At 58.2% G+C, this 19,800-nt stretch carries 20 protein-coding genes and 1 pseudogene; 15 read left to right on the forward strand and 6 right to left on the reverse strand.

The genetic code is table 11. The features are described 5' to 3' along the window. The 8 genes from B5E56_RS08150 to B5E56_RS08185 all read left to right on the forward strand — a co-directional run bounded on the left by B5E56_RS08150 (nt 1) and on the right by B5E56_RS08185 (nt 8,104). Nucleotides 1-1,173 carry a thiolase family protein gene (locus B5E56_RS08150; protein WP_087389309.1) on the forward strand — a complete coding sequence of 391 codons (1,173 nt, stop codon included), beginning with the start codon at nt 1-3 and terminating at the stop codon, nt 1,171-1,173. Nucleotides 1,174-1,220: 47 nt separating this feature from the next. Next, nucleotides 1,221-2,237 carry an enoyl-CoA hydratase/isomerase family protein gene (locus tag B5E56_RS08155; protein ID WP_087266626.1) on the forward strand — a complete coding sequence of 339 codons (1,017 nt, stop codon included), beginning with the start codon at nt 1,221-1,223 and terminating at the stop codon, nt 2,235-2,237. A gap of 40 nt (nt 2,238-2,277) precedes the next feature. Next, complete coding sequence (locus B5E56_RS08160; RefSeq protein ID WP_087187979.1) at nt 2,278-3,291, forward strand: enoyl-CoA hydratase/isomerase family protein; 1,014 nt, start codon at nt 2,278-2,280, stop codon at nt 3,289-3,291. A gap of 104 nt (nt 3,292-3,395) precedes the next feature. Continuing rightward, nucleotides 3,396-4,280 (forward strand): 3-keto-5-aminohexanoate cleavage protein, encoded by an 885-nt coding sequence (locus B5E56_RS08165; RefSeq protein WP_087389310.1) that lies wholly within the window; start codon nt 3,396-3,398, stop codon nt 4,278-4,280. Between the two features lies 1 nt (nt 4,281). After that, a complete protein-coding gene (locus B5E56_RS08170; protein ID WP_087187981.1) occupies nt 4,282-5,244 on the forward strand; it encodes a phosphotriesterase family protein in 963 nt (320 codons plus the stop codon). Nucleotides 5,245-5,483: 239 nt separating this feature from the next. Beyond that, a complete protein-coding gene (locus tag B5E56_RS08175) occupies nt 5,484-6,329 on the forward strand; it encodes a transketolase (protein ID WP_087389311.1) in 846 nt (281 codons plus the stop codon). Nucleotides 6,330-6,332: 3 nt separating this feature from the next. Then, on the forward strand, nt 6,333-7,280 hold the full coding sequence (locus B5E56_RS08180) for a transketolase family protein (protein WP_087389312.1): 948 nt from the start codon (nt 6,333-6,335) through the stop codon (nt 7,278-7,280). After that, entirely contained in the window at nt 7,277-8,104 is an 828-nt protein-coding gene (locus B5E56_RS08185; protein ID WP_087389313.1) for a Cof-type HAD-IIB family hydrolase, read from the forward strand. The genes B5E56_RS08180 and B5E56_RS08185 overlap by 4 nt, the downstream gene beginning before the upstream one ends. 50 nt (nt 8,105-8,154) lie before the next feature. On the opposite strand, the gene B5E56_RS08190 is transcribed toward B5E56_RS08185, so the two are convergent. Continuing rightward, nucleotides 8,155-9,501, reverse strand: coding sequence for an MATE family efflux transporter (locus B5E56_RS08190; RefSeq protein WP_242958848.1), 1,347 nt, complete (start codon nt 9,499-9,501; stop codon nt 8,155-8,157). 75 nt (nt 9,502-9,576) lie between these two features. Here B5E56_RS08190 and B5E56_RS08195 point away from each other — a divergent pair, with 75 nt between their 5' ends. From B5E56_RS08195 to B5E56_RS08210, 4 genes and pseudogenes are all read left to right on the forward strand, one after another. Continuing rightward, on the forward strand, nt 9,577-10,383 hold the full coding sequence (locus B5E56_RS08195; protein ID WP_087266620.1) for a MerR family transcriptional regulator: 807 nt from the start codon (nt 9,577-9,579) through the stop codon (nt 10,381-10,383). Nucleotides 10,384-10,679: 296 nt separating this feature from the next. Further along, nucleotides 10,680-11,645 (forward strand): transglutaminase domain-containing protein, encoded by a 966-nt coding sequence (locus B5E56_RS08200; RefSeq protein WP_158098693.1) that lies wholly within the window; start codon nt 10,680-10,682, stop codon nt 11,643-11,645. 71 nt (nt 11,646-11,716) lie between these two features. Continuing rightward, nucleotides 11,717-12,052: pseudogene (locus tag B5E56_RS08205) on the forward strand (sigma-70 family RNA polymerase sigma factor); the annotation flags it as partial. Between the two features lie 104 nt (nt 12,053-12,156). Beyond that, on the forward strand, nt 12,157-12,663 hold the full coding sequence (locus tag B5E56_RS08210; RefSeq protein WP_158098694.1) for a helix-turn-helix domain-containing protein: 507 nt from the start codon (nt 12,157-12,159) through the stop codon (nt 12,661-12,663). A 15-nt stretch (nt 12,664-12,678) separates the two neighbouring features. On the opposite strand, the gene B5E56_RS08215 is transcribed toward B5E56_RS08210, so the two are convergent. The 3 genes from B5E56_RS08215 to B5E56_RS08225 form a co-directional block, all read right to left on the reverse strand. After that, complete coding sequence (locus B5E56_RS08215; RefSeq protein ID WP_087346811.1) at nt 12,679-12,861, reverse strand: hypothetical protein; 183 nt, start codon at nt 12,859-12,861, stop codon at nt 12,679-12,681. Nucleotides 12,862-12,898: 37 nt separating this feature from the next. Further along, nucleotides 12,899-13,819 carry a tyrosine-type recombinase/integrase gene (locus B5E56_RS08220; RefSeq protein WP_158098695.1) on the reverse strand — a complete coding sequence of 307 codons (921 nt, stop codon included), beginning with the start codon at nt 13,817-13,819 and terminating at the stop codon, nt 12,899-12,901. A gap of 1,038 nt (nt 13,820-14,857) precedes the next feature. After that, complete coding sequence (locus tag B5E56_RS08225) at nt 14,858-15,067, reverse strand: helix-turn-helix domain-containing protein (protein ID WP_158098696.1); 210 nt, start codon at nt 15,065-15,067, stop codon at nt 14,858-14,860. A gap of 96 nt (nt 15,068-15,163) precedes the next feature. Here B5E56_RS08225 and B5E56_RS08230 point away from each other — a divergent pair, with 96 nt between their 5' ends. The 3 genes from B5E56_RS08230 to B5E56_RS14620 all read left to right on the forward strand — a co-directional run bounded on the left by B5E56_RS08230 (nt 15,164) and on the right by B5E56_RS14620 (nt 17,278). Then, complete coding sequence (locus B5E56_RS08230; RefSeq protein ID WP_087389317.1) at nt 15,164-15,679, forward strand: SLOG family protein; 516 nt, start codon at nt 15,164-15,166, stop codon at nt 15,677-15,679. A gap of 92 nt (nt 15,680-15,771) precedes the next feature. Further along, entirely contained in the window at nt 15,772-17,049 is a 1,278-nt protein-coding gene (locus B5E56_RS08235) for an ATP-binding protein (RefSeq protein WP_087389318.1), read from the forward strand. Nucleotides 17,050-17,122: 73 nt separating this feature from the next. Continuing rightward, entirely contained in the window at nt 17,123-17,278 is a 156-nt protein-coding gene (locus B5E56_RS14620) for a hypothetical protein (protein ID WP_158098697.1), read from the forward strand. Nucleotides 17,279-17,556: 278 nt separating this feature from the next. On the opposite strand, the gene B5E56_RS08240 is transcribed toward B5E56_RS14620, so the two are convergent. Both B5E56_RS08240 and B5E56_RS08245 read right to left on the reverse strand, forming a co-directional pair. Next, nucleotides 17,557-18,870: a sensor histidine kinase gene (locus tag B5E56_RS08240; RefSeq protein ID WP_087389319.1), complete on the reverse strand. Its 1,314-nt coding sequence runs from the start codon at nt 18,868-18,870 to the stop codon at nt 17,557-17,559. Beyond that, entirely contained in the window at nt 18,867-19,589 is a 723-nt protein-coding gene (locus B5E56_RS08245) for a LytR/AlgR family response regulator transcription factor (RefSeq protein WP_087389320.1), read from the reverse strand. Before B5E56_RS08245 ends, B5E56_RS08240 begins: the two co-directional genes overlap by 4 nt. Nucleotides 19,590-19,800 lie beyond the last annotated feature (211 nt).

Genomic DNA, 19,800 nt, shown 5'->3' on the forward strand with positions numbered 1-19,800 from the left:
ATGGCAAAACCGCTGAGCAAAACAGTGGTCGTGGCCTACGGCCGCTCCGCTGTAGCTAAATCCGGTAAGAAGGGCGCTCTGCGTCAGCTTCATCCCATCGACATGGGCGGCCTGGTGCTGAAGGGTGTTATGGAGAAGATCCACCAGCTGGACCCCGCTCTGGTGGAGGATGTGATCCTGGGCTGCGCCATCCCCGAGGCCAAACAGGGCCTGAACCCCGCCCGCCTGGTGGCTGCCCGGGCCGGACTGCCCTACACCGCCTGCGGCCTCACCGTGGACCGCTTCTGCTCCTCCTCTCTCCAGGCTGTGGCCCTGGCTGCCTGGCAGATCGAGGCCGGACAGGCCGACTGCATCGTGGCCGGCGGCATTGAGTCCATGACCGCTCTGCCCATGACGCTGGACCGCAGCGGGGACATGAACCCCTGGCTGCTGGAGCACGACCCCAATCAGTATATCTCCAACGGCGAGACCGCTGAGAATGTGGCTGAGAAGTACAACGTCACCCGGGAGGAGATGGACGCTCTGGCCCTGGCCAGCCATCAGAAGGCAGCCCATGCCCAGGACGCCGGCTACTTTGACGATCAGATTATCCCTCTGCCCGGCGTGGATGCCGAGGGCAATCCCATCGTCTTTGACAAGGACCAGGGCATCCGCCGTGACACCAGCATGGAGAAGATGGCTTCCATGAAGCCCTGCTTCCGGGAGAATGGCCGGGTCACCGCCGCCACCTCTTCCCAGACCAGCGACGGCGCTGCCTTCCTGGTGCTCATGAGCCGGGACAAGGCCGCTGAGCTGGGCATCAAGCCTCTGGCCTCCTTCCTGGGCTTCTGCGTGGGCGGTCTGGACCCCGCCTATATGGGTCTGGGTCCCATCTACGCCGTGCCCAAGGTGATGGAGTATACTGGCCTCACCGTGAACGATATGGACGTGATCGAGCTCAACGAGGCCTTTGCCGCCCAGGTCAGCCCCTGCATCAAGGAGCTGGGCATGGATCCCGCCAAGGTCAACCCCAACGGCGGCGCCATGGCTCTGGGTCATCCTCTGGGCGCTACCGGCGCGGTACTGTCCTGCAAGGCCATCTCTGAGCTGCACCGCACCGGCGGCAAGTACGCCCTGGTGACCATGTGCATTGCCGGCGGCATGGGCGCGGCCGGTATCTTCAAAGCGGAATAAATTGACACAACAATTATTATATTGACCATTTTATGGAGGTATTGATTATGGGTAAGCCTTTGGCCGATTATGTGAAGCTCCCCCAGCTGGACGAGTACAAGGAGTGGTTCAAGGATTTCGCGGACCTGTACCGTGAGGATGGCATCCTGCAGGTGACCTGGAAGACCAACGACGGCCCCATGCACCACAGCGGTATGTCCCACCGGGCCATCAGCCAGCTGGTGCGCATCTTGTCCCTGGACAACCAGAATGAGATCATCATCTTCACCCACATCGGCGACAGCTGGATGACCGAGTCCGATCCCAACGGCTGGGAGACCTATTCCAAGCTGCCCACCGAGCGGTTCCAGCACCAGTATTTTGACGACACCAACCTGATCAAGAACATGATCTTCGATCTGGATGTGCCCACCATCGGTGTGCTGCCCGGCCCCGGCTTCCACTGGGACTCCGCCATGCTCAGCGACATCACCATCTGCTCCGATGATACCTGGATCGAGGTGCCCCACGCCCACGGCGGCCTGGTGCCCGGCGACGGCATGGGCCTGATGGCTCAGCACTACTTCGGCACCAAGCGGGGCAACTACTACATGATGACCGCCCGTCAGTGGACTGCCCAGCAGATGCTGGACTGGGGCATGGTCAGCGAAGTGGTGCCCAAGGATCAGGTTATGGCCCGCGCCTGGGAGATCGCCCGGATGCTCAAGACCATGCCTTACGAGAACCGCACCATCATGTCCAACCTGGCCAAGCGTCCTCTGAAGAAGCTGCTGGTGGAGGATCTGAAGCTGCACACTGTGTCCGAGCAGTACGGCTCTCTGCTGCGCATCGCCGCCGGCGACATGGGCGACCGCAACGCCGCCCAGCAGGACGAGAAGTACATCAGCCAGACCAACGACTGGCGTTACTGCCACGACTGGATGCAGCAGCCCCCCACCCGGGAGAGCTGGGCTGGCTTCCGTACCAAGCCCATCGAGTGGTTCAAGGAAGTGGAGGCCGGTCGGGAGGTCAACCCCTTCGATCCCAGCCGTCCGGTGAAGCCCTATCGTCCCGACGAGAAGTAAGCCAAACCCCGGCATGATTTGAGTATTGGAGGTTACTGTAATGGGAAAGCCTATGGCTGATTACGTCAAGCTGCCCGAGTTTGACGAGTATAAAGAGTGGTTCAAGGACTTCGCCGATCTGAAGCGGGAGGACGGCATCGTCCAGGTCACCTGGAAGACCAACGACGGCCCCATGCACCACAGCGGTATGTCCCATCGGGCCATGAGCCAGCTGACCCGTTGGCTGAGCCTGGACTACAAGAACGAGATCATTATCTATACCCACATCGGCGACAACTGGATGATCGAGTCGGACGCCAACGGCTGGGAGACCTACTCCAAGCTGCCCACCGAGCGGTTCCAGCATCAGTATTTTGACGACACCAACCTGATCAAGAACATGATCTTTGATCTGGATGTGCCCACCATCGGCGCCATCCCCGGCCCCGGCTTCCACTGGGATTCCGCCATGCTGTGCGACATCACCCTGTGCTCCGAGGACACCAAGATGGAGGTGCCTCACGCTCAGGGCGGCCTGGTGCCCGGCGACGGCATGGGCCTGATGTGCCAGCACTTCTTCGGCACCAAGCGGGGCAACTACTATATGATGACCTCCCGCCAGTTCACCGCCCAGCAGATGCTGGACTGGGGCATGGTCAACGAGGTGCTGCCCAAGGGTAAGGTGCTGGAGCGGGCCTGGGAGATCGCCCGGATGTGGAAGACCATGCCCTACGAGAATCGCACCATCATGTCCAACCTGGCCAAGCGTCCTCTGAAGAAGCTGCTGGTGGAGGACCTGAAGCTGCACACCGTGTCTGAGCAGTATGGCTCTCTGCTGCGGGTGGCCGCCGGGGAGCTGGGCGACGAGAATTCCGCCCAGCAGGATGAGAAGTACATCAGCCGCGTGAACGACTGGCGTTACGCCACCCACGACATGGAGCAGCCCCAGACCGCCGAGAGCTGGCGCACCATGCCCCAGAAGGCCAACCAGTGGTGGCAGAAGGTCAAGGCCGGAGAGATCGAGAATCCCTTCGTCTTTGAGCACAGCAACGAGCCGGAAGGCTACGAATTTTAATCCAACAGGGAAGAAGGGGCCGTATCCGGCCTCTTTTTCCCATACCTGTTTCCTAAACCGTGCCGGATGCCGGCGCGGAACCATGAAAAAGGAGTGGAACTGAAATGACAAAGACCATCATTACCGCCGCGCTGACCGGCGCGGTCACCCCCGCGGGTTACAAGATCCCCGAAACCCCCCAGCAGATCGCCGACGAGGCCTATGACGCCTGGAAGCTGGGCGCCGCTGTGGTCCACCTGCATATGCGTGCCGACGACGGCCTGGGCGCTATGGACAAGGAGAAGTTCCGTGAGACCATCCGCCTGATCCGCAGCCACAAGGACTGTGACGTCATCATCAACTGCACCTCCTCCGGCGCCTCTCCCCAGCATCCCGCCACCGATGAGGAGCGTATGGCGCACCACAAGGAGCTGCCCGGCATTGAGATGGGCTCCTACGATGCCGGTTCCTTCAACTGGATGCCCGGCGGTGTGTTCATCAACTCCCCCCAGTTCCTCCAGCAGCTGGGCGACCTGTACATGGAGAAGGGCACCAAGCCGGAGATCGAGATCTTTGACGCCGGTATGCTGGGTGTTACCGACTACTTTGTGAAGAAGGGCCACCTGCCCACTCCCTGCCACTATCAGTTCTGCCTGGGCGTGCTGGGCGGTATGCCCGCCACCGTGGAGAACCTGCTCTATCTGGTAAATCACATCCCCGCCGGTTCCACCTGGTCCGCCTTCGGTGTGGGCAAGGGTCATTTGCCCATCATGTTCGCGGCCCTGGCCCTGGGCGGCCACATCCGTGTGGGCATGGAGGACAATGTGGTCTTTGGCGTGGACGAGAACGGCAAGAAGATCATGGCCACCAACCATATGCTGGTGGAGCGTGCCGTGGCCGCTGTCAAGGCTTTCGGCAATACCCCCGCTACCCCCGCCGAGGCCCGCCAGATCCTAGGCATCCCCGCCTTTGACGGCGAGAAGGTCCGCGCCGCTCTGGGGATCGACTGATATGAAGATCCAGAGCGTACTGGGCCCGGTGGACACGTCGGAACTGGGCCAGGTGCTGATGCACGAGCATCTGACCTGTGCCGACTGGTCCATGCGGATGAACTTCGGTTCCCGCTTCTATGAAGCGGACAAGGTTACCGAGATGTCCTGCGGAATGCTGGGCAAGGCAGCACAGCAGGGTGTGGCCACCGTGGTGGACGGCACGCCTGTAAACCTGGGCCGTGACATTCACTTGATGCGGGATGTGGCCCGCCGTACAGGACTGAACATCATCGCCTCCACCGGCTTCTACTATCAGGAGGAGCCCTGGCTGGGCTTCCGGGACGAGGAGCAGATCTACGACCTGCTGATGGGCGACTGCACCGACGGTATTCAGGGTACCGACAGCAAGCCGGGCATCCTGAAGGCGGGCGTGGCCCGGGCCGGGGTGACGCCTCTGCTCCACAAGGTACTCCACGCCACCGGCCGTGTGGCCGCCGAGACCGGGCTGCCCATCTTCTGCCACCATGATCCCTCTGTCCACAGCGGCGGGGAGATTCTGGACCTGTTCGAGAGCTGCGGCGTGCCCGCAAACCGGGTGATCCTGGGTCACAGCGGCGACACCACCGAGCTGGAATACCTCACCGCCATGCTGGAGCGGGGCTGCTGGCTGGGCATGGACCGCTTCGGCTTCTGCGACCGGGACCTGGGGCTGGAGCCCCGGGTGGACACCATTGCCCGGCTGTGCGAAATGGGCTGGGGGAACAAGCTGCTCCTCAGCCACGATCTGGCCGCCTATCTGGCCTTCTGGGACAGCTGGGAGACCACCAAAAACAGCGATTACCTCCATCTGGAGGAGGACTTCACCTTCATCCACCGTCGGGTACTGCCCGCTCTGCGGGAGCGGGGCCTGGAGCCCGCCGTGGTGGACGGCCTGCTGACGGCCAATCCCAGAACCTTCTTTGAAGGAACTTCCAGTCACTAATGATTGTTCCTTATTTTCCCCCTTACTAAATCCTTTCCCTCATCAGGCAGGCACGGGACCGGAGCCACGGTCCCGTGCCTGCCGCTTTTTTGCGGATAAAAGTACCAAACGCTCAAGGACGGGAGGGGTCCAATCTGTCTTTTTGTGTGAACCGATGGTTGAAACGTACGGTTTTCTAATGTATACTAAAGGTCAGAGAATATGGCCCTTCGGGCCCACAGAATGGAAAGGTGAATCGAATGGAACAGTCAAAGGTCCACGCACTGGCTGTCACAGCCGCCCGTGCCCGCCTGCTGGCGATGGACATGGTGCATGACGCGGCCTCCGGCCACATCGGCGGCTCCCTGTCCTCCATGGACATCATTACCACCCTGTACGGTCATGTGATGCGGGTAGATCCCGCCAATCCCCGGGACCCTGACCGGGACCGTTTCGTGCTGTCCAAGGGACACTGTACCCCCGCACTCTATCCCAATCTGGCTCTGAAGGGCTTTTTCCCCGTGGAGGATCTGAAACTTTTCCGCTCCATCAAGGGCGAGATGTCCGGTCATGCCGAAATGCATCACATTAAGGGCGTGGATATGTCCACCGGCTCTTTGGGTCAGGGCATCTCCGCCGCTGTGGGGATGGCTCTGGCGGGTAAGGCCGATCAGAAGAACTATCGTGTGTATGCTCTGCTGGGCGACGGCGAGATCGAGGAAGGCCAGGTGTGGGAGGCCGCCATGTCTGCGGCCAAGTACCACCTGGACAACCTGTGCGCCATTGTGGACGTCAACGGCCTGCAGATCGACGGACCCACGGCTGAGGTCATGCCCTCCGAGCCCCTGGACAAGAAGTTTGAGGCCTTCAACTGGAATGTGATCCATGTGGACGGCCACGACTTCAACGCCCTGGAAGAGGCGTTTAACGCCGCTGCTGCCTGCAAGGGCAAGCCCACCGTGCTGCTGGCCAAGACCATCAAGGGCAAGGGCGTCTCCTTCATGGAGGGAGACTACGGCTGGCATGGCAAGGCGCCCAATGATGAGCAGTATGAAAAGGCCCATGCGGAGCTGGCTGCGACGCTGGCGGAACTGGAGGGAAAGTAAGCCATGAGTGAAAAGATCGCCACCCGCGTGGCATATGGTAAGGCCCTGGCCGAGCTGGCCGACCAGTATCCCGACCTGGTGGTGCTGGACGCCGACCTGTCCGGCTCCACCCAGAGCGCCTTTTTTGCCAAGGCCCACCCTGAGCGTTTTTACAACATGGGCATTGCTGAGGCCAACATGACCGGCGTGGCTGCCGGTTTGGCTACCTGCGGCAAAATGCCCTATACCCATACTTTTGCCATGTTCGCCACCGGTCGAGCCTATGAGCAGGTCCGTAACTCCGTGGCCTATCCCCGTCTCAACGTGAAGATCGTGGGTTCCCACGGCGGCCTGTCCGTGGGTGAGGACGGCGCCACCCATCAGTGCATCGAGGACTATGCCCTCATGCGTACCATCCCCAACATGATGGTGGTCTCTCCCTGCGACGGCCCCGAGATGCGTCTGGCGGTAAAGGCTCTGCTGGACTATGACGGACCGGCCTATCTGCGGCTGGGCCGCCTGGCGGTAGACAGCATCACTGATGAGGTGCCCGGCTACTCCTTCCAGCTGGGCAAGGGCTCTCTGCTGCGGGATGGCACCGACGTCACCGTCATTGCCACCGGCATGATGGTCCAGATGGCCTATGCTGCCGCTGAAGAGCTGGCGGAGGAGGGCATCTCCGTCCGGGTCATCGATATGCACACCATCAAGCCTCTGGACGGCGAGATCGTGCTGAAGGCTGCCCTGGAGACCCGTTGCATTGTCACCTCCGAGGAGCACACCGTTCTCAACGGCCTGGGCTCCGCTGTGGCGGAATTCCTGGCCGAGCACTGCCCGGTGCCTGTGGTGCGCCATGGCGTCAACGATGAGTTCGGCCGCTCCGGCGCTGCCAAGGCGGTGCTGGAGGCCTACGGCCTCACCACCGAGGGCATCATCGAGAAGGTACGTCAGGCCCTGAAGCTGAAGAAATGAGTGACATCCGACTGATCTGCCTGGATATGGACGGCACCCTGTTGGACGACGACCACGCCACCGTGCCCCCCAGAAATGTGGCCGCTCTCCGGGCAGCGGCGGAGCGGGGGGCGGCGGTGACCATCGCCAGCGGCCGGGCCTGGTCCCTGCTGCGGGCGGTGGACGCCCAGATTGGCGTTACCCGGTACGCCGTGCTGTCCAACGGCGCGGCGGTGCTGGATGTGGCCACGGGGGAGTGGATTTACCGCCGGCCCATGGACCCGGCTGCCCGCCGTACCATCCTCACCCTGCTGCTGGACTGGGGCCTGCCCTTTGAGGTCTACTGCGAAGGAGAAAACTATATTCAGGCCAACCGCACTGAGCAGGTGGTGGGCAGCGCCCTGTCCCCGGAGTTTGCTCAGGTACTGCGGACCTGCTCTCATTTTCCCGAAGATTTGAACGCGGCCCTGGAAGGTAAGGCGGTGGAGAAGATCCACATCTTCCATGTGCCTCCGGAGCGCCGGCAAGAGCTGCTGGGCGCGGTGGAGGCCTGCGGCCCCCTGGCGGTGACCACCTCCTTTGGGGAGAACATGGAGCTCACCGCCCCCGGTGTCAACAAGGGTTCGGCGGTACAGGCCCTGTGTGCCAGGCTGGGATTGGAGCCTGACCAAGTGATGGCCTTTGGCGATGCAGGCAATGACCTGGAGCTGCTGAGCTGGGCGGGCTGGTCCTTCGCCATGGGCAATGCCAGCAGTGAGGCCAAGGCCGCCGCACGCTATACCACTGGCACCAACCGGGAGGGCGGCGTCGGTATGGCTGTGGAACAGTATCTGCTGAATGCATAATCAAACGGCGCATGACCATTGTCATGCGCCGTTTTTCCTCATAGTTGATTTTAGCGGGCGACGGAAGAGAAGTCGGGCTGCTGTTCCGGTTCGGTCTGACGGATTTTATGAAGGTATCGCAGCAGGAAAAACAGGGTGATAACCAGGCAGATTCCCTCGGAGAACAGGGGAGAGAGCCAGATGCCCGTATCGCCCAGCACTTTGGACAGGACCACCAGGCAGCCGGAGATGAGCACCAGGCCCCGGCCAAAGGAGATGGTAAGGGCGGGGAAGGGGTGTTCAACGGCGGTAAAGAAGCCGGAGATCAAGACGTTAAAGCCCATAAGCAGGAAGGCGGGAGCATAGAGCCGGAGCGCATTGACGGTGTATCCAAAGAGTGGATCGGCCGGCTCCAGAAAGAGGCCTACAATGGGACCGGCCAGCAGCTGGCAGATGATGAAGAAGCCTACTCCTGCCACTGCCACCAGCTTGATGCCGTAAGACAGGAATTTGTGGCACAGGGGCCGCTGTCCCGCGCCAAGATAGAAGCTGGACAGAGGCTGGACCCCGTGGGCAGTGCCGATCATGGTCATGAGCACCAGAGTGTTGACATAGCTGATGATGGTGTACGAGGTGAGGGCGGCCTCGCCGGACACCTGCAGGATAGTCTGATTGAACAGAAAAATGACCAGGCCGTTGGAGAACTCGCTGAGTCCGTCGGAGGTGCCCAGAGGAATGATCCGGCGGTAGGCCCCGAAGTCGGGCTTGAAACGGCCAAAGCGCAGAGGGTTGGGGTGGCGCACGAAGTAGATGACAAAGATCACAGTGGAGGTGACCTGAGACAAGCCGGTGGCCAGAGCCGCACCCCACACGCCCCAGTGGAAGTGCATCACAAACACATAGTCCAGCACCACATTCATAATGGCACAGGACAGTACGCCGATGGTGCTGACGTGGGGGGCGCCGTCTGCCTTCACCTGAACCTCAAGGTTGTAAGACACGGTAAAAAAGACGGAGAAGCAGGCGATAATACCTACATATTCCTTTACCAGCGGCAGCAGGTCCCCAGTGGCGCCCAGGAACAGGGCCACGCGCTCCAGGTTCAGCAGCACGACTGCCGTCAGGACCAGAGACAGAACAATGACCACTGCCAGGTTCTGATTAAAGTAGTTGCGGGCTTTCTCCTCGTCCCCTTGGCCCAGAGACAGGGACAGGACGGTGGAGGTGCCGGTGGCCAGCAGGATGCCTATGGTGAAGATAAGGGATACAAAAGGCATGGATAGATTTACTGCTCCCAGAGCGTGGCTGCCCACACCGTGGGCCACGAAAATGCCGTCCACCATGGTGTACAGGGAGAAGATCCACATGGAGACGATGGATGGAACGGTAAACTTGAAAAACTTAGCAACCAGATTCACGGGTAAAACCTCCTCTTACTGGGGATATGATAAACCCTCGTACTGTCCGAGAGTCAAGAGCGGGAGGCAAAAAAGTTGAAAGAATTTTATCAGATCCATGAATTGGCCAAATTGTTCGATCTTTGTCCCGATACCCTGCGCTATTATGAGGAGAAGGGGCTGCTCCACCCGGTGCGGGGAGAGAACCGCTACCGGATGTACGGTATCCAGGATGTGTGTACTCTGAATATCATTCGCTCACTGCGGGAGCTGGATCTGCCCACCCGGGAGATCGGAGCTTATCTGGAGCGGCGGAGCGTAGGGGAGACCCTGGAGCTGCTGGATCGGGAGGAGACGCTGCTCAAGCGTCGGATGGAGGAATTGGAGGCTGCACGGAAGGAGGCGGCAGAGCGCCGAGCACGGTTGGAGCGCTACCGCATGGTGGAGGCCGGATATGTAGAGCTTGTCCGGGAGCCGGAGCGGCCCTACGTCTTTCTGGAAAAGGATTTTATTCTGGAGAAGGAAGTGGACTTCCAGCTCAAGCGGCTGGAGCAGCGGCATCAGGATTACATCCAGGTCATTGGCAGCCAATGTATGGGGGCCCAGGTGGACGAGGAAAGTCTGAAAAAAGGGATCTTCAATCATTTTTCTCGGGTCTTTTTCCTCACAAGCTCTGGACTGCCCTACGATGATATACTGCCCGGAGGTGAATATGCCCGGCTGTACTATCGGGGCGAATATGATCGGATGGAGGAGCATCTGGGAACGCTGCTGACGGGAATCCAGGAGGCTGGGCGGATACCAGAGGGGGCGCCGCTGGAGCTCTACCGCATCGACGCCCACGACACCAACCGTCCGGAGGAGTACGTCACCGAACTTCAGGTGAGGGTCTGTGCCCTGTGACCCTGGATTTGATATGGTGCCTCAAGGCAGGACAAGAAACTTTTTACAGCAGCAGCACGTCTATGACATGACGGGACTCCCGTCAGATGCAGCATTTGGCAGGAGGAGATACACATGAAAAGAATTGGTACGACTGCTGTTGTCCTAACGATTTTATCTGCAATGTGCTGAGCGGCTGTTCACAGGCTCAGTCCAATGCCGTGGATACCAACAGTCCCAGCATTGAGACACCATCCCCCACTCCGTTGCAAAGTGAAGTGCCAGCCTCGCCGGAGCCAATGGATGAGATCTATCCCGTGAGTACCCAGGAGGAGGCAGCTCAGATCCTGGAGCGGGCATATGAAGGATTTGTGCAGGAAGTGACCTTCCGCTTTACGCAGGAAGATCTGCCCTTTCAGGAGCGTTCCATTCTGCTCCAGAACGCGTCCAATGAGGTGTTGAGCGCCCGGCCGGAGCTGAAATATGCCTACGCCCCGGAATGTACGGAAGGAGTGGATGGGACAGTCTGTAAGATTTCGTATATGCCGTATAAACTGGGGTATCCGGACGGCAAACCGGAGGGAGCCGTGGAAATCAATACCCTTGCGGAATTGGTGAAGGCGGCGGACGCCGCTCTTAGTGAGGAAGAGATTTCTATTGTGATCCGGGACCCGGAGCTGGTGGTGGATGATATGCAGCGGGCCCTGCAGTTGGCGGGGTATGGCTATATATTGTATACGCTCAACAGCGACGCCACGGCAATCCAAACTTTTCCAAGCGATTCTGAAACGATTGAGCAGAGTGTTGGGAAGATACAGGAGATCCAGAGTATCGCAAAAGAGACTGCGGCGACAATTCTGACCGATACCATGGATGATGAGGAAAAGCTTAAGGCTATTTATCGCTTTATTGTGGGAAATACCACATATGACTACCGATATTATCAGAGCCCGGACACGCTGCCCTATGAATCCAGGACAGCTTTCGGACCATTGCAGAACGGAACGGCCATCTGCGGCGGGTTTTCCTGGGCGTTTCGTGTGCTCTGCGAAGAGGCCGGTATCCCCTGCTGGAACGTCACCGGTACCGGAGCAGGGGAGGAGCATATGTGGAATTGCGCTCTGCTGGATGGGGAATACCGCTACTTTGATACGACCTGGGACGCGGGACGCCCGGATGAGAGCCAGTGGAGGTATTTTGGCCGAACGGAAGAGGAAATCTCCCAGGATCATTTCTGGGGAATCGGCCAGAAGGAGTTGATACAGGGGCTGACCCAATCATAAGATTGGGACAAGGCTTTGCCGTATAGGGACAAACATTGTCGGAATACAGTGGGACCATGGAGGTGTGACAAATGATTCCTGCATGGATCCTGCTGCTGCTCAATCAGGTTTTCTTTACGCTTCGCCTGTCCGGCGGGGGAAACGGCTCCTTTCCCCGCCCGCTGAAAGCGGAAGAGGAACGCCGGTATCTGGAACAGGCTGCTCAGGGCGATCTGGAGGCCCGCAACAAATTGATCGAGCACAATCTGCGCTTGGTGGCCCACATTGTTAAGAAGTACTATACCCCCAATGGGGATCAGGACGACTTGATTTCTATTGGTACCATTGGGCTGATCAAAGGAATTGGTACCTTTAAACCGGATAAAAAAGTACGGCTGGCTACCTATGCGTCCCGCTGCATTGAAAATGCTACACTATCGTAACGGACTTTTTACCCCTTCATGTGGCGGATCGCACCGACTTAAGGGATAAATGGCGTGTGTTTTGCCAACCTACGGAACGCGTGGTAGTCATGACACGCTATGCTCTCAATGTGGTCAGTTACGCGCCCTTGTATATTCACAGTTTCCGCCTTGTCCAGCCCCACACGCTGGTGGAGGCGGAGAAGTTCAATCTTATCTACACAGATCCAACTCAAATCGACAATATAGCGGACAAGCTGCGGTGGTACAGATACCAGCATGGTCTGCTGCAAAGAGATGTGGCAGACTACGCCGGTCTGGATCGTAGTACATATTCCGGCTATGAGAATACCCAGCGGGACTACTACCCCATCGAGAAGATGCAGAAGATTGCGGAGCTGTTCGCCGTGCCGGTCACGGATTTGCTGGACGAGTTTAATTTGTTCCTCTACAATGGTCAGGGACGACAGATTAAAGAAATGCGCCGGCGGCGTCACATGACCCAGGTGGAATATGCCAGGCGACTGGGTGTCCCCTTTGGCACGCTGCAAGGGTGGGAGCAGGATCGGGTACAGATCTGCAAGCAGACATGGCGCAGACTGAAAATCAGAGGATAACACAAAGGGATGGGGTTATGCCCCATCCCTTTGCTGATGTATTCGTTTGATTGCCTCAATCAACTCCGCTTTCTGCTCCACGGGGCAGGGCATGGCTTTGATTTGTTCCATGACTGTCTGCGCATGGACGGCAGCAACTTTCTTAAAAAGTTCTTCCTGCTTTTCCGGAGCTGTCGGATAATGCATGATAACGCCCAACGCACATCCCCTCTTTCTTGGTAAGGCAGTATATGCGTCAATGCTTGTCCTTCATGTCCTTTGCGGACAGGGAAGCCAGGTAGACATTGGTCACATCCGCCCGTTCGTGGCCCAGCAGCCGGGACACCGTGAAGTGGGCGTCCAGAGCGCCCATGCCTTTGTCCATCAGTTCCTCATACTTCTCCGCCGCAAAGGTGTGGCGAAGTCCGTGAAAGGTCAGGGGAGGATCAGATTTTACTTGAATGCTGCTCCGATGCGCTGCGATGAACAGCTGCAGGCGGTGGATGGCCTGGTCGGTGGGCATATCGTCCGGCACCAGCAACTTGTGGCCCCGCGGGGTGCGCACCAGCTGACGCCGCAGGGCAATGGCGATCTGCTCGTTGATGGGAACCGTGCGGATCTTGCCGCCCTTGCCCTTGACGGTGACGGCCTGCTCCCGAAGGGCCTGCTCTGCTGCGGCGGTGTCCATGCGGAAACACTCGTGAATGCGGAGCCCGGCGTAACGGGCCAGGTAGAGAGCCAGAATGTAATCCCAACGCTCCGCGGCCAGGGCCTTGCCCAGCATGTGGTTGAACTCCTCTGTACTCCAGGTACGGTCCACACCGCCGAAGCGTCGGCGCTCCAGTTCGACTCCCAGTTCGCTGTTGGTGGGCAGCGCATATTTGGGGTTGCTCATTTTGTCGTGGAAGAAGCGAATGGCTGCCAAATCCGTTTTTATGGTGGAAGCCGACTTCCCATGTTCCTGTAAATACAGCACATAGCCAACAAGGTGCTTGCCGCTGATGTTGCTCAGTTTCTGAAGGTGGTACTCATCAGCCAGATAGCCGCAGAACCGCTTGCACGCCTCGTAATAGCGATCCTTGGTGCGGAAACTGCCCTGACGATTATGGCGGGCTAACTTGTTCAGTTGGCTCACCAGGGCCAGATAGAGACCCTTGTTTTGAATGGATCGTGTCATATAATAAAGTGCTCCTTTTCTTTCATAAGTAGTTCGGATGGGCACAGTTCGCCCCTTGGCAGAGCCGTCTGTTTCCGCCGGATCTCCAGGAAAATCTTCCTGGAGCCTGGGGGCAATCGCTTCGGAACCCCTTGCAGCAGAGGCGTTTCCAGGAAGCGAGCCATGAACGGCGAATCTCTGTCTCTTTTTCAGTTGGAACCAGGTCAGTACGAGTGCAGTATGGGGATAGACCCTGCCATCGGAGGGCATTGCTCCGATGACGACTGCCGACACAACCGCTGAAACTCGGCTGCAAACTGCGGTAAAGAACCACAGCCTGCGTGTGTCTGTTGATCCCTCCGGCTGGGATCAAGGGAATTGCGTCCTCTTTGCTGCCGAACCGGCACTGTGCCGGAACAAAGAGGGGTGAGCCTGCTGCCACAGGCTCCGAGGTGCAGCCCCCCAAGTCACTCCGCACACCTCGACGCGGAGAAGGGAGACGGCCATGTTTTAGGATAAGTTCTTCTGGCACCTTACCGCAGACTGGCAGAGTCTGGGGCAACTCCCAACGGGAGTGCGGGGCTATGAACGCACAAAAAGAGGGTGCGAAAAGTTCCTTCTGTGCCTGATCTACACAGGCAGTAAACTTTTCGCACCCTCAAACAAGTGCTCGTATTCTTTCTCATGGCCATCCGAAGAAGTCAACATCTTCGGCGCAGCACCACAGCATCAAAGGAAAAGACAGCCGATGAACATGGTTCCCTTGTTGTCCACTGAAACGGAGACAACAGCCGTAGGGCATTGCCCTGGCGGAAAACGGCTGAAGCGTACAAACCTAACAGCGTGCGCAATGCGAGATGTCCCTCTCGCTCACAGATGAATCCTGCCCCGGAGTTCCACCGAGTACGCGCAAAGAATCAATAGTAATTATTATATACCACAATATATTGTGTTTGTCAATGCAATTTAGCCATATATATGATGTTGATTGAAAAATTTCTCGACTTCTTTCGACAGAAAATCAAAAGCCGCCTCCACAGCTTATGTGTAGAAGCGGCCTCATGCCGGATCATCCGGGATATATTTGGCAATGTCTCCGATCTCGCAGGACAGAACGGCACACAGCTTGTTCAAAGTCTTGGTCTCCATATTATCGTTGGCCCGGAGACGGCGGATGGTTTTACTGTCAATGCCGCATTTTTCTCTCAGCTGATAGGTGGAGACACCCTTTTCCTTCATCAGCACCCATAAATTATCAAATACAATCATCTGCATTCCCCCATCATTGACACCATACAGTATGGGGGTTATAATCCGCATTATTAAGGGGATATAATCCCCATACTCAATACGGGAGATGATTTTTTGAAGAAAGCAAGAAAAACCTGTGCGTTCACCGGTCACCGCCCGAAAAAACTTCCCTGGGGCTACAATGAGACAGATGTGCGGTGCGTCGCACTGAAAGTTGCATTGGAGCGGCAGATTCGTTCACTGGTTCAAGAGGGGGTGACGGATTTCCTCTCCGGTATGGCCGAAGGAATTGATTTGCTGGCGGCGGAGATTGTCTTGAATCTGCGGGCGGAATACCCCTGCATCAAACTGCACTGCATCTTTCCCTATAAGGGGCAGGAAACGGAGTGGCCCGCTGCATCCCAGGCCCGGTATCACGCCATTCTGGCGCAGGCGGATTCCGTCATCTATGTCAGCCGGATCTTCCGAAAAAATTGTATGCTGGAACGCAATCACTTTCTGGCCGCCCACTCTGATGTTCTGCTGGCCATCTATAACGGTGAGTATCGGGGCGGCACAGCGGCGACCATACGCTACGCGCAGAAATTGGGACACAGCGTAATTATCCTTGACCCCAACGAAATAGATTGAGTGCACTCAAAATTGAAAATCTGACTGAATAGAGTTGTAAAATTTAACTGAATAGAGTATAATGATTTCACTGAATCATTGAGGTGACTGCCATGGACAAACAAATCTATAAGCCCCGCATTATCGATCATCAGGTGGAAGAATATCTGTCGGCCTTCGGTGCCGTCTGCGTGGAGGGGCCGAAATGGTGCGGCAAGACCTGGACTTCCTCCTATCACAGCCAGAGTGAGATCTATATTGGTGACCCTGCCGGCAACTTTCAGAACCGTCAGTTGGCGGAGTTGTCTCCTGCTCTGGTGCTGGAGGGAGAGACGCCCCGGCTGATTGACGAGTGGCAGGAAGTACCACCTCTTTGGGACGCGGTGCGCTATAAAGTAGATCAGACAGCGCAAAAGGGGCAGTTCATCCTCACTGGCTCCGCCACCCCTAACCACAAGGGGATTCTCCACAGCGGCGCGGGACGGATCGCCCGACTGCGGATGCGGCCCATGTCCCTGTGGGAATCTGGGGACTCCAGCGGCAAGGTGTCTCTGGAGCAGCTGTGCCAGGGGAAAGTGACCCCCGCCATGACCGGCGAGGTGGATCTGAAAAAGTTGATCGAACTGATTATTCGGGGCGGTTGGCCGGGAAGTCTGGGCCTGACTTTGGAGCAGGCGGCGCTGCTTCCCGCCCAATACCTGGACGCTGTCATCGATGATGATGTGTACCGGATAGACGGCGTGAAGAGGGATACCCAGAAAATGCGCCTGCTGCTGCGCTCTCTGGCCCGGAATGAGAGTACCACCGTCACCAATAAAACGCTGATGAAGGACATTAAGGCGGTGGACGACGAGGATATTGACGGCAACACGGTGGCAGCCTACCTGGATGTTTTCAAGAGGCTGTTTATTACGGACAATCAGCCGCCCTTCTCGTCGGGCATCCGTTCCTCTGTACGGGTGAAGCAGGCAGAGAAACGGCACTTTGCTGATCCATCCTTGGCCTGCGCCCTGCTGAAGGCCACACCTGCCAGCCTGTTGGGGGATCTGGAGACTCTGGGCTTCCTCTTTGAGGCTTTGTGCGAGCGGGATCTGCGGATTTATGCCGAGTCTTTCGGGGCGCAGCTTTACCACTACCAGGACTATAAGAACCAGGAGATCGATGCGGTGGTCGAGTTACCGGACGGCCAGTGGTGTGCATTTGAGATTAAACTGGGAGCAAATCAGATTGACGCCGCGGCGGAAAATCTGCTGGAAATTAAAAAGCAAATTGAGGCCGACCCCAAGGGCAAGCCGCCCGTAGTCCTGTGTGTCCTGTGCGGCATGGCCAATGCGGCCTACCAACGGCCGGACGGGGTATTTGTGCTGCCTGTGACGGCGCTCAAGGATTGAGGATTACGGCTTTGCCAAAAAGGAATGCAGCGAAGAATCTGTAAGAGAATAGCTGTACAAGGGAGGAACTGCAATGGCCTATGCAGTTTCCTCACTGTTTGCTCCTGTGGGTCGCTGTGCGGCTTCTTTCGGCGCCGGGTTTACCCTGGATACCTGGGCTCACGTGACCACTTCGGACCAGAAAGCTGCGGTCAACACCATGGGGAAACTTCTCTCCGGCAGCGTCTGACTCTCTCCAGAGCGTTCCGGCCCTTTCCACGCATTTTCCCGTATGTGGCATTGTCTGGGGCAACGAAAATTTTCCAGAAACGAAATCACCAAAAAGCACATAAAAGCAGAATAAAACCGCTGAAATCTTGCGATTTCAGCGGTTTTTTAGCTGCAGCGTCAGGGCTCACGCCTGTGGGCAACCGGCTATGAGAAGCGGCTCCGCCGCCCATTTGCGTATAATAGCTAATCCGTTAAATAATGGGGCGAGAATCCATGGTGTCAGACCTTACCTCACCATCAGTGCTCTCCCCGGAGCATGACCTGAGCGCGGAACACCGTCCCGTCATATTGGAACTTGCAGTAGCCGCCATTTTTTGCAGCAATGCGGCCCACCGACTGCAGGCCGATACCATGTCCCGGACGCTTGGAGGAATGGAACCCGCCCTTGTCCTCCAGGATCTCGCCGGTGTAAGCGTTTTCCACCTCCAGCAATACCACGGCATTTCCATGAATTTCCCCGCGTACCCGGACCCAGCGTAATGAAGGAGGCAGGCGCAGACTGGCCTCCAAAGCATTTTCCAGCAGGTTTGAGAGCACCACGCATACATCCATTTCATCCGCAGGCAGCAGGCGCGGCAGATCCAGAATGTACTCGGCAGGTACGCCCTCCCGGCGCAGCAGGGAGGCATAATGGCCCGCCACCCCGTCCGCGGCGGGATTTTCGCACAAATTCAGCTCCGTGTCAGGCAGGCTCTCCACGGCGGCGTCCACATAGGTACGCAGCTCCTGCCACTCCTCCCGGCGTAGCAGCGCGTCAATGGCGGTAAAGTGGTGGCGCAGATCGTGGCGGGCTTGGCGGGTCTCGGCAATGGTGGCTTGGAGATTTTCATATTGGCTGGTCTGCATCTGCAGGAATTGGTTCTGCTGCTGCAGACGCAGATTCTCCCCCAGGCCCCGGGCCATCAGGTAGAACATCAGGTAGCACAGCAGCAGCAGACACAGCAGCATCAGCTCCACGACGAAAAAGAAAAAGAGGTTCCGGCCGGCTGGTGGGCCATAGATGGCCATAGGCTGAATGACCACATTGAGGAGGGTGAGGACCAGGGGCAACAGCCAGAACACATACCAGGTGCCCGGCATTTCCATCTCCCGGAGCAGATGGCGGACCGTGTGGACGGCGGGATACCACATGGCCAGAACGAATATCCAGCAGAAACCGTTATAGGCCAGGCAGGCCGGCAGAGAAAACCAGACGCTGAGGTTATCGGGTGCCACCCAGAGGTCTACCACGCTGGACAGATTGGCCAGGCAGGAGAAGGCGCCGCAGACGCCCAGGAACACGCTGATGGACTTCCAGGCGGACAGGGCGCACAGTCGCCGCAGGATCAAGGCAAAGACCAGCAGGGAGGGGAGCAGCAGCACGTTGCTCCCCCAGCCCAGGCGGCCGCAGATCCAGCCACCCAGCGGAACCCACACCCCCAGCACCAGAAGGAACAGCAGGATCAGCCGGGCCTTGCCTATGCGCAGATGCTCTCCCAGCGCCAGAAAGCACAGCAGCCCCGCGGGCGCGGTTACCGCCAACTCCAGCGCGGCGCGTACAGCCTGATTCACCGCGTCGCCCCCCTCCGGAACAGAAATTCTCCGAAGGCCGCCCGGGCGCTCTCGGTGCTGCTGCGGCTGACCGGCACCTGGGTGCCGTCGTTCAGTAGGAAGGCCGCGCCGTCAAAGTCCCGGACATGCTCCAGATTGACCAGCACGCCGCGGCCGCACACCAGGAAACGCCTCTCCTCCTTGAGCAGCTCGGTAAATTCGCCAAACGTCATGCGGACAGCGGTCTCCGTTCCATCTCTGAGGTGAATGTGGATCTGATGCCGGAAATGATCCGCCCACAGGATCTCCCCCGGCGCCAGGAGACGTTCCTGCCGGCCGATGTGCAGCCGGATCACCGCCTCTTCCGGAGGCAGATGGCTCAGCACCTCCTCCAGCACCTCCTCCACCTCCGCTATCTGGTAGGGCTTGACCAGGTACTGGAGGGCCCGGACACGATAGCCGTCCAGGGCGTGGTCGGTGGAAGTGGTGGTAAAAACCAGCACGCAGTCGGGATCAAACCCCCGCAGCGTGCGGGCGACCGTTACGCCGTCAATCCCCTCCATGTAGATATCCAGAAAAACCAGATCAAAGGGCTCCCGTGCGGCGGCATCCAGGAAGGAGGTCCCATCCGCAAAGGCCAGGTATTCCACCGGCTTCCGGCGCTGGTTCAGCGCTGTTTTGAGCCAGCGCAGCAGCTCCTCCCGATCCCGGGGATTGTCATCCACCACTGCCAGGCGCATAGTTGTCCCCTCCTCTCCAGCCCGGCCATTGGGCAATCTGTGTTCTTTTATAATAGTATAGCAAATTATGTTTCCCGCGGCTACAATTCAGGCCGGAAAATTACAGTTCGGGACAGATGCCTTGACCTCGACAATTTCTAAAGCATACCATAATGCTGTCAGTGTGCAGAGGAGTGCGGATCCTCTGCTTTTTCAGGCTGGAACCTGAAGA

The organism is Flavonifractor sp. An112 (assembly GCF_002161085.1).
Taxonomy (GTDB): Bacteria; Bacillota; Clostridia; order Oscillospirales; family Oscillospiraceae; genus Flavonifractor; species Flavonifractor avicola.

Coding starts and splice junctions, on each gene's coding strand:
- B5E56_RS08220 (WP_158098695.1), bottom strand. CDS start 13,819: ATGACACGATCCATTCAAAACAAGGGTCTCTATCTGGCCCTGGTGAGC.
- B5E56_RS08155 (WP_087266626.1), top strand. CDS start 1,221: ATGGGTAAGCCTTTGGCCGATTATGTGAAGCTCCCCCAGCTGGACGAG.
- B5E56_RS08160 (WP_087187979.1), top strand. CDS start 2,278: ATGGGAAAGCCTATGGCTGATTACGTCAAGCTGCCCGAGTTTGACGAG.
- B5E56_RS08180 (WP_087389312.1), top strand. CDS start 6,333: ATGAGTGAAAAGATCGCCACCCGCGTGGCATATGGTAAGGCCCTGGCC.
- B5E56_RS14620 (WP_158098697.1), top strand. CDS start 17,123: ATGGCCTATGCAGTTTCCTCACTGTTTGCTCCTGTGGGTCGCTGTGCG.
- B5E56_RS08185 (WP_087389313.1), top strand. CDS start 7,277: ATGAGTGACATCCGACTGATCTGCCTGGATATGGACGGCACCCTGTTG.
- B5E56_RS08175 (WP_087389311.1), top strand. CDS start 5,484: ATGGAACAGTCAAAGGTCCACGCACTGGCTGTCACAGCCGCCCGTGCC.
- B5E56_RS08235 (WP_087389318.1), top strand. CDS start 15,772: ATGGACAAACAAATCTATAAGCCCCGCATTATCGATCATCAGGTGGAA.
- B5E56_RS08165 (WP_087389310.1), top strand. CDS start 3,396: ATGACAAAGACCATCATTACCGCCGCGCTGACCGGCGCGGTCACCCCC.
- B5E56_RS08225 (WP_158098696.1), bottom strand. CDS start 15,067: ATGATTGTATTTGATAATTTATGGGTGCTGATGAAGGAAAAGGGTGTC.
- B5E56_RS08150 (WP_087389309.1), top strand. CDS start 1: ATGGCAAAACCGCTGAGCAAAACAGTGGTCGTGGCCTACGGCCGCTCC.
- B5E56_RS08245 (WP_087389320.1), bottom strand. CDS start 19,589: ATGCGCCTGGCAGTGGTGGATGACAATCCCCGGGATCGGGAGGAGCTG.
- B5E56_RS08210 (WP_158098694.1), top strand. CDS start 12,157: ATGACACGCTATGCTCTCAATGTGGTCAGTTACGCGCCCTTGTATATT.
- B5E56_RS08170 (WP_087187981.1), top strand. CDS start 4,282: ATGAAGATCCAGAGCGTACTGGGCCCGGTGGACACGTCGGAACTGGGC.